The following is a 12,575-nucleotide window of genomic DNA, read 5'->3' as shown; positions in this document are numbered from 1 at the left end:
TAAAAATTAATACGAACAAAGTTTTAATAAAAACCATATTATAGATGCTTAAAATATAAGTAATTTCATAATAAATACCGAACAAAAAAATTAAAATATTGTTATCTACAAAGGGTTTTATAATAATGATAAACTATATGAAATAAAGAAAAAAGTAACAAGGGAGAATTTTTTATGAATTTTATAACAAAATTAATTGATTTTATTAATGGGATAATCTGGAGCAACAACATACTGGTGGCTCTTTTAATCGGAACAGCTATTTACTTTACTCTAAAAACAAACTTTATGCAATTTAGACTTTTCAAGCATATGTTAAAATCTGTTTGGAATAAAGAGGATGAGGGAAAAGGAGTAAGCTCTTTTGAAAGTTTTTGCTTAGGAACTGCATGTAGAATTGGTGCAGGAAATATAGCTGGTGTTGTTGCTGCTATTTCTGTTGGTGGACCTGGTTCTATATTCTGGATGTGGCTTGTTGCACTTTTAGGATGCTCAACATCGTTTATCGAATCTACACTTTCTGTAATCTATAGAAAAAAAGATCCAAATGGAGAGTTTGAAGGTGGAACTCCTTGGATATTAGAGAAAAAACTTAACAAAAGATGGATTGGTGTATTTTACGCAATAGCTTCAATAATTTGCTACATCGGAGCAATACAAGTTATGTCTAATTCAGTGACAGAATCTTTTGAAAGTGCTTTTCATATCAACAAATTTGCTCTTGCAGGATTCCTTGCTGTAGCAGTTGCTTTAACTATATTTGGAAAACGTAATAAAATAATAAATGTTTTAAATAAGATAGTTCCTTTTATGGCTTTACTGTATATAGGAGTTGTACTTATAGTTATATTAAAAAATGCAACTTTAGTACCTCTTGTAATAAAAAATATTTTCTATCAAGCTTTTGGTGGAGAGCAAATTATAGGTGGAGCTCTTGGTGGAATAATTATGCAGGGAGTTAAAAGAGGTTTATTCTCTAATGAGGCTGGAACTGGAAATTCAAACTATGCTGCTGCAATAGCTGATGTTAAACATCCTGCAAAGCAAGGTTTAGTTCAAGCATTTGGAGTTTTCGTAGATACAATTGTAATTTGTACTGCAACAGCATTAGTTGTACTTTTAGCTGGAGACCAAGGAGATTTAACTGGTATGGTATTATTCCAAGAATCACTAAAAAGTCACATAGGTTGGATTGGAATTCCATTTACATCGATAACAATATTCCTTTTCTCTTTTAGTACAATACTTGGAGTGACATTTTTCGGAAGAAACGCTTTAAGTTTTATCAGCAAAAACTCTATTTTAAATATCGGTTATAAAATCCTTATAATTGTTATGGTATTCCAAGGAGGAATTCAGGAAAATCAAACAGTTTGGACACTAGCAGATTTAGGATTAGGACTAATGGCAATCATTAACATTGGATGTATTCTTCCAATTTCAAAAGATGCTATTGACTCTTTAAAAGATTACGAAAAGAATTTTTTAAATCAAGGGAAGCACAAAAATGTTTTAGAAAATTTAGCTGAGGAAAAATAAAACTTAAATAGTTAGAGCATTTAAAGGAAAGTACAAAACCATTTTGAAAAATTCGTTAAATATTTATATAAAGGAGGTTTTTATGAAATTGTTAAATCGTTTTTTAATTTTAGGTTCTTTAATTTTAACTTTAGCCTCTTGTTCTAATAGTAATTTAGAAAGCACTTCAAAAGCTGTTGAGATAAATAAAAATCAAAACTACAGTCCATCTATGGCTATTAAAAATTCTGAAACTATAAGAAATGTTGGTGTTGAAAATGCAATTTTAAAAGCTTATAACTTGCAAAGAGGAATTGATCCTGTTTACTACTCTTATGTAAAAATAGATTTAAATAGTGATTCTATTCCTGAATATTTTGTCTACGCCTATGGTCCAATGCTAAGTGGATCTGGGGGTGGATCAGCCCTAATCCTAAATAGTGATTATAAAGAAATCTCTAGATTTACGCTAGTTCAGACTCCAATTATAATAAATAATCACAGAACAAAAAATTGGAAAGATATTATTATGACTGTATCTGGTGGTGGAGCGACACCAGCTACTGCTATTATGAAATTTGATGGAAAAACTTATCCTTTGAATCCTTCGCTACAACCTACTTTAGGGACTCATGACTATATAGATGGAGTAAAAATATTTACTGAAAATATATCTAAAAACCAAGGATTTAAAATTGAGTAAAAAAATAAAACTTTTTTTCTACAAAAAACGTCAAAAATATATAATAATAGTTAGAGATGTAGAAAAGGATTTAGTAGTTTTTTCAAATCGTTAAAGTAGTAAAAAATAGCCATCACACAGTTTCAAAAATGTTTTAATATTAAGGTTTTAACAAATTGTGAAGTTGTTTTTTCTAACTATTATATTGAGGTAATAGATTTAAAGTCAGTAAAGTATTTTATTTTTAAGATGTTTTTAAAAGAAAAAGGTTTTACAAGTTTTAAAGTTATTCAAACGTGAAAAAGATTTAAATATTTAAAGAGCGGAAGTAGAGGGATTTGTGATGGTTGCCCTCTACTTTTTAATTGCTTTTATTTACTTTCCCATGTCATATAGAACTCTTTTTCATCTGTATTTTCATCGAGATTTTCAGATATTACTTTAAAGTTTTCCCTCTTATAAAAATTTATTGTACGTGAGTTTTTTATATATACACTTAGAGAAAGATTTTCTTTCTTTTCTTTTGCATAACATAATAACTCCTTTCCTATTCCTTTAGACTGACACTCACTTGCTATAAAAATACCCGCAATATAGTTATCCATAAGACCTATAAATCCTTTAATTTTATTATCAATCTCATAAACATATACCTCTGCTTGAGGTAAAATATCTTTCACTTCATCAAACTTTCCTAACCAATAACTCTCAGGAATAAAATCATGAGCTCTTTTGTTCTCCTCAAACCAAATTTGAATAACTACATCTATATCTTTTTTCTCTAATCTTCTGATCATTTTCATTCTCCTATGAATTTTTCTTTAATTTTATTATAGGTTATTATAATTTTTTATTCAATTAAATTATAATAACTTGAAAACATTGATATAATCTGTTATTATGACAAATCAAATCTTTTACCAGGAGGAAAACATGTCACTTAAAACAGAGTATGAAAATCAACAACAATATAGAAAATGGAGTTTAATTGTTAATAAACTACCAATTAAAAGTGATTATGTCGTCGCAGAACTTGGTTGCGGAACTGGAGCTTTTGCAGAAATTCTTTCTAAAAAGGTAAAAGAAGTTATTGCTATAGATTTAAATCAAAATCTACTTGAAATTTTAGAAAATAAAAAAATTGATAATATCACAATTTTACAAAAGGATATATCCGATTTAAGCTATATTCCCAAAGAAATTGATGGAATATTTTCTAGCTTTGCTATTGCTTATTTTCCAAACAAAATGGAACAAATATTAAAAAACTGGTTTGATAAATTAAAAAATGATGGATGGATTGCAATTATTGAAATTGATGATCTTTTACGAGGCCACACTCCACTCTCTAAAGAAACTCTAAATAAATTAGCAGTGTTTGAAGATGAAGCTAAGAATGATGGAATTTATGACTTTAGAGCTGGTCGAAAAATTTCTCCAATTCTAAAAAATTTAGGAATGGAAATTTTACTTGATGAGGATTTAGAGGATTCTGAACTAACTAGTTCTGGTATAATCTCTGATGAAATCTGTATAATGTGGGAAAATCGTCTTAATCGATTATCATTTGATAAATTTTTTCAGAAGGACGAGATTGAGGCAATAAAATCAGATTTTTTATCTCTTCTTAAAAGTACTAAACACATTAACCAAACTAAAGTTAAGTTCATTATTGCTAAAAAATCTTAATTCTTACTTTATAATTAAATTTAGTAGTGAAGTATTGATATCTTCACTACTAAATAATTTTTATATAACAATTTTTATATTTTCTTTCTTTAAATATATTAAGGTAATAAAAGCCATTAATACCTCTGTTAAAGCTGTTGCCAGCCACAACCCTTTTATTCCAAATTTCCAAGATAAAATAAATATCAATGGAATCGTTAAAATAACTTGTTTTGAAATATTTAAAATTAAACTCGTCTTAAATTTACCAATAGCTTGAAAATATCCTGCACCTATAACATTTATTCCTAAAAAGAATATCATAGAAAAGTAAATTTTAGAGCTATCTATAGCTACAGCTTTTAACTGCTCATCCGCTTTAACAAAAATATTCATAATTGAATCGTTTGCTAAAGCTATCACTAAAAATCCAAGTGTTGCTATTACAGTGCTATAAATTAAGGATTTTCTACATATTTTTTCAACTCGAGATGTATTCTCACGTCCATAGTTATATCCTAAAATTGGTTGCGTTCCTTGATAAATAGCAACGATTGGTAAAAATACGATTAAATACAAGCTACTTAAAATTCCAAATGCTGCAATGTATAAATCACCACCTAATCTTTTTAAAATTATGTTTGTCAATACAACTACAATTGCTGTAAAAAATTGAACTAAAAAAGCTGGTGTTCCAATAGTACTAAGCTCTTTTACTCTATCCCATTTTAAATATAACTCTTTAAGTTTTAGTTTTAAATGTTCACTGTATCTACTTAAGTATATCAATTGAAATGTAACTGCCATAAAGTTTCCTATAACTGTTGCTAGTGCTGCACCTTTCATACCTAAATTAAAAACATTTATAAAAATTGGATCTAAAATAATATTTGTTAAACATCCTACAAGACCAATTAACATAGCTTTTTTAGGAGCTCCACTTCCTATTATCATTTCATTGGTTCCTATGTACATAACTTGTAAAAATACTCCTAAAGATAGCGGTTTTAAATAGTCCATAGTATAAGAGTAAAGATCTCCTGTTCCACCTAACGCCACTATCACTTTATCTGTAAATAAAAATAATCCTATACTTTGAAGTATTCCCACTAAAAATAATAAACATAACCCATTTCCTAAAATACTTTCTCCTCTTTTTAAATCTTTTTTCCCTAAGCTAATACTCATAAGAACTCCAGAACCAATTCCAAATAAAAGTCCTGTAGCTAAATTTAATGTTGATATAGGCATAGTCAAACTTACACCTGCAATCCCCAATCTTCCCACATAGTAACCTATAAAAAACCTATCTGCCAAATTATATAAAATATTTACTCCCATTGCCACTAAAGCTGGAAGAGAATATTGAATAATCAGTTTACTAATTTTCTCTTTTTCTAATACTTCTAACATTTTAATTTCTCCTTGTTTTCATTCTTTAAATAAGGTATCATAGTTTTATATAAAAAAACCGGATATATAGCCGGAAAATAAAAATATTACGGAGTTTAAATGAAAAATGAAATAACCTATTATTTAAAAAAATATGATTTAGAAAAATATATGAAACCCGAACTTTTAGATAAATTTTTTATTAAAAGATTTTTAAAAGGTGAGATGATCTTCTCTGTTAAAGAGGAAAGTCAGTCTTTATATTTTTTTGTAGAAGGAAAAATTAAAATCTATTCAGCCTTTTATGGAGATAAAGAGGTTATCATTGAGTTTTGCAAACCTCTACAAATTTTAGGTGAAGTAGAATATATTCAAAATAAAGATATAAATGTAAATGTTGAAGCTTTAACACCTTGTATAGTTATTGGTATTTTAAGAGAAGATTTCAAAAAAATGATTTCTGGAAATGATAGACTTTACGAACTACTTCTAAGAACTGTAACAAGTAAATTAACATCAACTATGACACATATTTTAAGCTATCACCAAAAACCTTTAGATGAACGAATTTTAAATTATTTAAAAGAGCTTTCACAAAATAATAAAGTTGAAAAAATTAAATATATAGAAATGGCTGGTTTTTTAAAAGTCTCTGATCGACACTTACGAAAAGTTTTAAAAGAACTTGATGACGCTAAAGTAATATCTAAAGTTGGAAAGACTATTCATATTTTAAAGTGGCCAGATAATATTTAAAAAAATTTAATCTAATAGTTTTAATTTCTTCGTATTATGCAGTCTCTTACCTTTTTTACTTGTAATAGATTTCAAATAGTTATTTTTTTTTATTTGTAATATAATTTATTTACAAAAGTTTTTAGGGAGGATTCAAAAATTATGAAAAAATTATTTTTATTATCACTTATCGCTTTAGGAACAACAGCTTATGCTAAAGAAGTTGCTCAACCAGTTGAAGTTGTAGAAGAAATCATTATTACAGAAGAGGTTATAATAGCTCCAGTTGAAGAGGTTGTTGTAGCAACTACTAAAAATAATTTATATATAAGAACAGGTTTAGATGTATGGTCACAATATGATTCACACTCAATCTATCATGAAAAAAATGGAATAAAAGTATCTAATGGAGATACTAAAAAAATGGGTTATGAATTTGCTATAGAAAATACAAGAAATATAACTGATAACTTTGAGTTAGGACTTGGGGTAGCTTACCAAAATCATGCTGGATTAAAATCAGAAAATAGAAATGGTGTAAACTATGAAATTGGAAAATATGATTCTGCACCTTTATATGTAGTTGGAAAGTATAATTTTACTACTTTTGAAAATGGAATTACTCCATACGTAAAAGCTAACGTAGGATACTCATTTAATTTTAATTCAAAAGATGGAGAGATTGCAGGTGTTAACTATTCAACTAAAATAGATGATGGTTTCTACTATGGTGTTGGAACAGGAATGGAATATAATAACTTTACTGTAGATATTATGTACCAAGCTAACCAAGCTAAAGTTAAAGGAACTGTAGATGGAGCAACTGACTCTCATAAAAAATCACTTGATTATTCAAGAGTTACTTTAGGATTTGGATATAAATTCTCATACTAGATTTAACTAATTAAAAAATTAATTTTTATTCATACACTTCCTTTATAATAGTAGATGCTTCTAGGGTAAAACTACTACTATAAAGGAAGTTTTTTATTATCTAATTTCACATTTTTTATATGTCCCATATATTTTTAACTTTTCAACTCCGAGCCTTATCTGACTAAGAGCCTCTTTTAAATTACTATCAGATAAATTTCCCTCTAAATCAATATAAAAGTTATAGGAAAATGTCCCATCTCCTACAGGCCTTGATTCAATTTTTGTTAAATTTATCCCTCGCTTATAGAATTCCCCTAATATTTTATACAAACTTCCAACTTCATGTTTTAATTTTACTCCAACTGTGATTTTATTATTTGCTAAACTATTTTTTATACAAGACTCCACAATAATAAATCTGGTTTTATTATCTAAGTTATCGTTGATATTCTCTTTTAGAATTTTTAAATCATTAATTTCACAGGCTCTTTTGCTCCCAATAGCTCCTTTTTCTAAAGAATTTGAATCTTTCACATATTTTACACTTAAAGCAGTATTATGATAATTTATATGCTTAATTTCTCCTAAAGAATCTATAAACTTTTTACTTTGTTCAAATCCTTGGGGATGTGAGTATATCTCTTTAATATCCTCTAACCGAGCATCTTTATTTCCTATCAGATTTTGAATTATCCTTATACAAACCTCTCCCACTATGAAAAGGTTATATTTTTCTAAAAGATCATAAACTAAATTTATTGATCCTGTTGTAGAGTTTTCAATTGGTAAAACTCCACATTCGACCTCTCCATTCTTCACAGCAATAAAAACATCTTCAAATGTTTTATAATTTTGTGCTCCAATCCCTTCCCCAAAATAGTGAATCATCGCCTCTTGACTAAATGCTCCTTCTACCCCTTGATAACCAACTTTAATCTTTTCTATCATTACTTTACCTCTTTATCCACTTTATAAAATCTATGCATTCCACTTGGATGTGGTTCAAAATTTGATATATTTTTATTAACTCCAGCAATAACTTTTCTTGTAAATGAGATTGCCATAACTCCATCCTCTTGAATTATTTGGCAAACCTCTTGATAATACGCTTCTCTTTTTTTATCATCAGTCTCCTCTTTAGCTAAAGTTAAAAGTTCATTAACTTTCGGATTTGAATAGAAAAATCTATTTCCAGCAGCTCCTATAAATTTTTCATTGAAAACAGTTAACGCTTCCTCCCCATCACCAGTTGGCGATGTTTTTCCCAAATGAAAAAGTTGATGCTTTCCATTAGATGTTTCACTTATAAAAGTTCCCCACTCTAAAGGATTTATAGTTAAATTTATTCCAATATCCTTTAATTGTGCTTGAATTATTTGAGAAATCTGCATGCTATCACTATTACTATGAATTGTTATAGATAGATTTAAATCCTCCTTATTTTCAACTTTATCCAAATACTCCTTAGCTTTATCTATATCTTGACTATACTTCACTCTATTCTCTGTATAGCCAAACATATTCTTAGCTAACGGTGAATTTATACTTTCAGCATATGTTCCTAAAACTGTTCCCAATATCTCATCTGAATTTAAAGCATAAATTATTGCTTTTCTTAAATTTTCATCTTTTAACTTTGAATCCTTTATATTAAATCCAATAAACTCTATTGCTAATGGATCTATTGTCATTAATTCTAATTTCGAATTTTTTAAAACTTGCTCTGCATCAATAGGGGAAACAGCGTAAGCTACATCAATCTCTCCTGTTTCTAATCCAATAACTCTATTTGTAGCCTCTGGGATACTCCTAAAAACTAACTTATCAATATTTGGCTTTTTAAAAGTATGTTCTTTATTACTTTTTAAAACAATCTTATCCCCTGTTACCCACTCTTCTAAGATAAAAGGTCCTGTTCCAACGGGGATTTGACCAAAACTATTACCATACTCATTAACAGCCTTTTCACTTACAATTGAAGCTCCAGGATCAGCTAAAAACTTTAAAAGTGTCTTCGTTGGATATTTTGTATTTATATCAAAAGTTTTATTATCTACCTTTTCAACACTTTCAATACTTTCACCAATTGCTCCAACTATTTTAGAATTCTTAACTCTATTTAAAGAGAATATTACATCTTCAACTTTTAAAGGTTCCTCATTATGAAATTTAATTCCATCTTTTAATTTAAATCTAATTTTTGTAGGAGTGATATACTCCCAACTTTCAGCTAAACCATCTTTTAACTCCATATTTTTATCAACTTCTACCAAAGTATCGTATACTTGAACCATAACTTCAAGTGATCGTTTATCATTAGTTCCTTGAGGATCCAAACTTTTAGCTGCACCTACTTGAGCTGCAATAACCTCTTTTTTAGATTCAACTTTTTCTTTTTTACTACAAGATGCGACTAAAATCATTACTATAACTAAATATAATAAACTCAATTTTCTTTTCATATTTTTTCTCTCCTTTTTAATGCCTAAAAAGACACTAACTCTTTATCTATTCCCAATATGGTATCATTTTTTCAAAAGTGTTTCTAGATAACTTTTTTTTTAAACTTTTGTTCGTAATACTATTTTTCTTCATATAGAAATTAAGAGTTCAGAAGATTTTTTAAAAAAAAATTGTTCGCTACTATTTTAAAATAACGATTTTTTTATTTTTTACTAACTATTTAAAGCCTTGTCATACTCCTCCTTTGAAACTTCTTTATAAATATACTCTCGTCCAAATTTATATTTTAAAATTAAATCCTCAAAATTCTCGCAATCTTTTAGTGTTTCAAAATCATGAGTGAAATAATTTCTGTTCCATAATAAACTTGTGGCTAACTCAAAAGTTCCTTCAAATACTTTTTCTTTTATACCATTTTTTAAAACTCTAATAACATAATATATTTTCACTCTATAATCACCTCTTTTTTCATTATAACATATTTTTTTTTAATATAACGATTTTTTTTATGTTGTATTTTTTTTTCTAAACTGTTATTCTTTAGAGTGAATAATAAATAAGGTGTGTGATTATATGGAAAATCTAAATATTTTAATTGGTCAACGTTTAAATAGATTAAGAAAAGATAAGAATTTAAGTTTAGAAGAACTCTCTTTACAAACAGGGGTTAGTAAAGCTATGCTTTCTCAAATTGAAAATGGAAAATCTAATCCAACAGTTTCTACTCTTTGGAAAATATCTACAGCTTTAAAAGTTTCTTTCTCTTTTTTTATTGAAGGGGAGGAAGAGGAGTTAACTATAGTTGATGAAAAGAATATATCTCCTATTCTAGAAAGCAACAATCTTATGAAACTATATCCTATATTTCCATTTGATAGTAATAAAAAATTTGAGATTTTAACAATTGAATTAAAAAAAGGGTGTAATCATGTATCTCAACCTCATAACTCTGGCGTAGAAGAGTATATAATTATGAGTGAAGGAACCTTAGAACTTCATGTTGAAAACCAAGTTTTTCTATTATCAAAAGGACAATCTATAAAATTTTTAGCTGATAGGGAACATATTTATAAAAATACTCAAGATGAGCTTGTTAGATTTTATAATTTAATTTTTTATTAAAAAAAGCAGATCACAAAAATGTGAGCTGCTTTTTTTCTTATAACTAACACTTCATAATTAACAATTAGAAAAGTTATATTGCTTTTATTTGCTTAAACTTTTAATAACTTTACAGGGATTTCCAAAAGCAAGAAAATTGGAAGGAATATCTTTTGTTACAACACTTCCAGCTCCTATAACAACATTATTTCCAATTGTGACTCCAGGTAGAATTATAACACCTCCACCTATCCAAACATTATCTCCTATTGTTACTGGTGCTGTTTGAGTTTTACAAAATTCAAATGTTCCATCTTCTTTTATTTCTCCAAACCTATCAATGGCATTTAAGGGATGGAATGCTGTATATATTTGAACATTGGGAGCAATTAAAATATTATCTCCAATTATAATTTTATTATCATCTAAAAAGGTGCAATTCATATTTACTTCACAATTATTTCCAAAATAAATATTATTTCCATAGTCTACAAAAAAAGGCGCTGTAATCCAAAGGTTTTTTCCCTTACCTCCTAATAATTCTGTCAATATTGCATTTTTTTCTTCTAAATTACTAGAGTCTATTTGATTGTAAGATCTTATTAAATCTTTAGCTTTATGCCATTGAGCTAATAGTTCACTATCTCCACAATCATATAACAAACCAGCTAACATTTTCTCTCTTTCCGTCATCATTATCTCCTCTTAAATATATTTTATTTAATCATCTTTTTTAATTTTATAGATGCCAAGCCTTTTTTCACTCCAAAATATATTAAAACAAGTCCAACACCTGAATTTAATAAACTCAGTATTCGTTGAGATAAAAAATTATTTGTTATAGATCCTAAAAAAACTATCAAAGTTAGAAAAAATAAAGTAGCCAAAAGAGCTCCAAAAGCAAAAAGAAGTGTAGATTTTTTAGTGAAATTTTCATCATTAGTTCTTGTAGTAAAGACTCCTATCCAAAATAGAATTGTCATAGGATTTGCTCCCGTTAAAAGAAATGCTTTAATAAAAGGAGAACTTGAACTAGAATCTCCAAATATATTCATTTTTGGAAGAATTGATATCCCAAAATACCCTAAGAAAAGTTCCATTCCAAAAAGAATAATAATTAAAGTTCCTAAAATATTAAATCCATATTGAATTTTTTCTTTTTTTACAAAAGACGAAATACCTAAAATTGCAAGTGCTATATAGAGAGCATCTGCTGAAACAACTCCTAAAACACCTGATTCTGCTCGCCAAAAGCTTTGACCAATTCCTAAAGAAAAAATGTACATACATACCGGTCCTATTGCAATTTGTAGCAACATTCCAAATTTAAACCCCTCAAGTATCAAAATTACCTCCCTGCTTAACTTATTCTGTATTTTTATAAATCTAATTTATCATTTATTCATAATATCACAAAATATTTTTATAAACTATTTTAATTTTTATAAAAATTTTAAAACTTTTTTGTAAAACCCGTTGTCTAAATATTATGAGAAGTGTTAAAAAGTAATAATATAATTTTAATCCCCCCAGAGAGCCTCTATCCCCCCAGAGGCTCTCCTCCTTTTTTGAAGAATTTCTAATTTTATATGATATAATACTTCTATAAAAAAGGAGGTTAGAAAATGAAAAAAATATGGTTAGGATTAGTTTTAACAATGTTCAGTTTATTAGGTTGTAACAGTCTTGAAGAGAAGAACGAAAACTCAATTAAAATAAATCTTATTGGAAATATTCTACCTAAAGATAATTTGACAGTTTTACTTTTTGCATATGATGATAGAATAGCTGATAAAAAGGCTGACTTAGTTGGAAAAGAAAATATTGTACTAAAGGAACATGAAAATATTATTGAGTTTACAACTCCAAAAGATAACAGAACTTACTATATCTCTTTAGAAAATAATGATGACTATTCTTTAGATTATAGCAGCGGTAGTATTCAAAAGCTTGAATTTATGAAAGAGAATAAAGTTAAAATAAATAAAAAATAACTCTATAAGGAACTTTTGAAAGTTCCTTTTTTATTTGCTATAGAATAAAATTAAATAAAAATTTCTAAAAAATATTTTTTATAGCTAATTGTTTAAAACTAATGTATAATATCACAAATTTATAACTATAATCTTTTAAACAGAGA

14 protein-coding genes are annotated in these 12,575 nt (G+C 27.5%); 7 read left to right on the top strand and 7 right to left on the bottom strand.

The features are described 5' to 3' along the window. Nucleotides 1–174: 174 nt before the first annotated feature. Together HMPREF0202_RS12835 and HMPREF0202_RS12830 are read left to right on the top strand one after the other, a co-directional pair. Nucleotides 175–1,539: an alanine/glycine:cation symporter family protein gene (locus HMPREF0202_RS12835; RefSeq protein ID WP_023051149.1), complete on the top strand. Its 1,365-nt coding sequence runs from the start codon at nucleotides 175–177 to the stop codon at nucleotides 1,537–1,539. Nucleotides 1,540–1,621: 82 nt separating this feature from the next. Beyond that, nucleotides 1,622–2,221, top strand: a complete 600-nt coding sequence (locus tag HMPREF0202_RS12830; RefSeq protein WP_023051148.1) for a hypothetical protein — start codon at nucleotides 1,622–1,624, stop codon at nucleotides 2,219–2,221. A 350-nt stretch (nucleotides 2,222–2,571) separates the two neighbouring features. On the opposite strand, the gene HMPREF0202_RS12825 is transcribed toward HMPREF0202_RS12830, so the two are convergent. Then, complete coding sequence (locus HMPREF0202_RS12825) at nucleotides 2,572–2,997, bottom strand: GNAT family N-acetyltransferase (protein ID WP_040407541.1); 426 nt, start codon at nucleotides 2,995–2,997, stop codon at nucleotides 2,572–2,574. Nucleotides 2,998–3,133: 136 nt separating this feature from the next. Here HMPREF0202_RS12825 and HMPREF0202_RS12820 point away from each other — a divergent pair, with 136 nt between their 5' ends. Further along, complete coding sequence (locus tag HMPREF0202_RS12820) at nucleotides 3,134–3,889, top strand: class I SAM-dependent methyltransferase (RefSeq protein ID WP_040407539.1); 756 nt, start codon at nucleotides 3,134–3,136, stop codon at nucleotides 3,887–3,889. A 60-nt stretch (nucleotides 3,890–3,949) separates the two neighbouring features. On the opposite strand, the gene HMPREF0202_RS12815 is transcribed toward HMPREF0202_RS12820, so the two are convergent. Further along, nucleotides 3,950–5,281 carry an MATE family efflux transporter gene (locus HMPREF0202_RS12815; RefSeq protein WP_023051145.1) on the bottom strand — a complete coding sequence of 444 codons (1,332 nt, stop codon included), beginning with the start codon at nucleotides 5,279–5,281 and terminating at the stop codon, nucleotides 3,950–3,952. Between the two features lie 99 nt (nucleotides 5,282–5,380). Between HMPREF0202_RS12815 and HMPREF0202_RS12810 the strand changes: the two genes are divergently transcribed. Together HMPREF0202_RS12810 and HMPREF0202_RS14870 are read left to right on the top strand one after the other, a co-directional pair. Then, nucleotides 5,381–6,016: a Crp/Fnr family transcriptional regulator gene (locus tag HMPREF0202_RS12810; RefSeq protein WP_023051144.1), complete on the top strand. Its 636-nt coding sequence runs from the start codon at nucleotides 5,381–5,383 to the stop codon at nucleotides 6,014–6,016. 141 nt (nucleotides 6,017–6,157) lie between these two features. After that, nucleotides 6,158–6,889, top strand: a complete 732-nt coding sequence (locus HMPREF0202_RS14870) for an OmpW family outer membrane protein (RefSeq protein WP_023051143.1) — start codon at nucleotides 6,158–6,160, stop codon at nucleotides 6,887–6,889. Nucleotides 6,890–6,985: 96 nt separating this feature from the next. Here the strand turns inward: HMPREF0202_RS14870 and HMPREF0202_RS12800 are convergent, their stop codons facing one another. The 3 genes from HMPREF0202_RS12800 to HMPREF0202_RS12790 all read right to left on the bottom strand — a co-directional run bounded on the left by HMPREF0202_RS12800 (nucleotide 6,986) and on the right by HMPREF0202_RS12790 (nucleotide 9,783). Continuing rightward, on the bottom strand, nucleotides 6,986–7,819 hold the full coding sequence (locus HMPREF0202_RS12800; protein ID WP_023051142.1) for a prephenate dehydratase: 834 nt from the start codon (nucleotides 7,817–7,819) through the stop codon (nucleotides 6,986–6,988). Continuing rightward, the gene (locus tag HMPREF0202_RS12795) at nucleotides 7,819–9,333 is read right to left on the bottom strand and encodes an ABC transporter substrate-binding protein (RefSeq protein ID WP_023051141.1); all 1,515 of its coding nucleotides are present in this window, start codon (nucleotides 9,331–9,333) and stop codon (nucleotides 7,819–7,821) included. Before HMPREF0202_RS12795 ends, HMPREF0202_RS12800 begins: the two co-directional genes overlap by 1 nt. A gap of 213 nt (nucleotides 9,334–9,546) precedes the next feature. Continuing rightward, nucleotides 9,547–9,783, bottom strand: a complete 237-nt coding sequence (locus HMPREF0202_RS12790) for a hypothetical protein (protein ID WP_023051140.1) — start codon at nucleotides 9,781–9,783, stop codon at nucleotides 9,547–9,549. A gap of 124 nt (nucleotides 9,784–9,907) precedes the next feature. Here HMPREF0202_RS12790 and HMPREF0202_RS12785 point away from each other — a divergent pair, with 124 nt between their 5' ends. Then, nucleotides 9,908–10,456: a helix-turn-helix domain-containing protein gene (locus HMPREF0202_RS12785; protein ID WP_023051139.1), complete on the top strand. Its 549-nt coding sequence runs from the start codon at nucleotides 9,908–9,910 to the stop codon at nucleotides 10,454–10,456. 84 nt (nucleotides 10,457–10,540) lie between these two features. Here the strand turns inward: HMPREF0202_RS12785 and HMPREF0202_RS12780 are convergent, their stop codons facing one another. Further along, complete coding sequence (locus tag HMPREF0202_RS12780) at nucleotides 10,541–11,128, bottom strand: sugar O-acetyltransferase (protein ID WP_040407537.1); 588 nt, start codon at nucleotides 11,126–11,128, stop codon at nucleotides 10,541–10,543. 23 nt (nucleotides 11,129–11,151) lie between these two features. After that, nucleotides 11,152–11,781 (bottom strand): LysE family translocator, encoded by a 630-nt coding sequence (locus tag HMPREF0202_RS12775; RefSeq protein WP_023051137.1) that lies wholly within the window; start codon nucleotides 11,779–11,781, stop codon nucleotides 11,152–11,154. 279 nt (nucleotides 11,782–12,060) lie between these two features. On the opposite strand from HMPREF0202_RS12775, the gene HMPREF0202_RS12770 reads away from it, so the two are divergent. Beyond that, nucleotides 12,061–12,429 (top strand): hypothetical protein, encoded by a 369-nt coding sequence (locus HMPREF0202_RS12770; protein ID WP_023051136.1) that lies wholly within the window; start codon nucleotides 12,061–12,063, stop codon nucleotides 12,427–12,429. Nucleotides 12,430–12,575: the final 146 nt, after the last annotated feature.

Source organism: Cetobacterium somerae ATCC BAA-474 (assembly GCF_000479045.1).
Taxonomy (GTDB): Bacteria; Fusobacteriota; Fusobacteriia; order Fusobacteriales; family Fusobacteriaceae; genus Cetobacterium_A; species Cetobacterium_A somerae.
The sequence above is the reverse complement of the archived record's forward strand: the minus strand, read 5'-3'. Positions and strand labels throughout refer to the sequence as shown.

Coding starts and splice junctions, on each gene's coding strand:
- HMPREF0202_RS12820 (WP_040407539.1), top strand. CDS start 3,134: ATGTCACTTAAAACAGAGTATGAAAATCAACAACAATATAGAAAATGG.
- HMPREF0202_RS12810 (WP_023051144.1), top strand. CDS start 5,381: ATGAAAAATGAAATAACCTATTATTTAAAAAAATATGATTTAGAAAAA.
- HMPREF0202_RS12780 (WP_040407537.1), bottom strand. CDS start 11,128: ATGACGGAAAGAGAGAAAATGTTAGCTGGTTTGTTATATGATTGTGGA.
- HMPREF0202_RS12770 (WP_023051136.1), top strand. CDS start 12,061: ATGAAAAAAATATGGTTAGGATTAGTTTTAACAATGTTCAGTTTATTA.
- HMPREF0202_RS12830 (WP_023051148.1), top strand. CDS start 1,622: ATGAAATTGTTAAATCGTTTTTTAATTTTAGGTTCTTTAATTTTAACT.
- HMPREF0202_RS12815 (WP_023051145.1), bottom strand. CDS start 5,281: ATGTTAGAAGTATTAGAAAAAGAGAAAATTAGTAAACTGATTATTCAA.
- HMPREF0202_RS12825 (WP_040407541.1), bottom strand. CDS start 2,997: ATGATCAGAAGATTAGAGAAAAAAGATATAGATGTAGTTATTCAAATT.
- HMPREF0202_RS14870 (WP_023051143.1), top strand. CDS start 6,158: ATGAAAAAATTATTTTTATTATCACTTATCGCTTTAGGAACAACAGCT.
- HMPREF0202_RS12795 (WP_023051141.1), bottom strand. CDS start 9,333: ATGAAAAGAAAATTGAGTTTATTATATTTAGTTATAGTAATGATTTTA.
- HMPREF0202_RS12800 (WP_023051142.1), bottom strand. CDS start 7,819: ATGATAGAAAAGATTAAAGTTGGTTATCAAGGGGTAGAAGGAGCATTT.
- HMPREF0202_RS12785 (WP_023051139.1), top strand. CDS start 9,908: ATGGAAAATCTAAATATTTTAATTGGTCAACGTTTAAATAGATTAAGA.
- HMPREF0202_RS12835 (WP_023051149.1), top strand. CDS start 175: ATGAATTTTATAACAAAATTAATTGATTTTATTAATGGGATAATCTGG.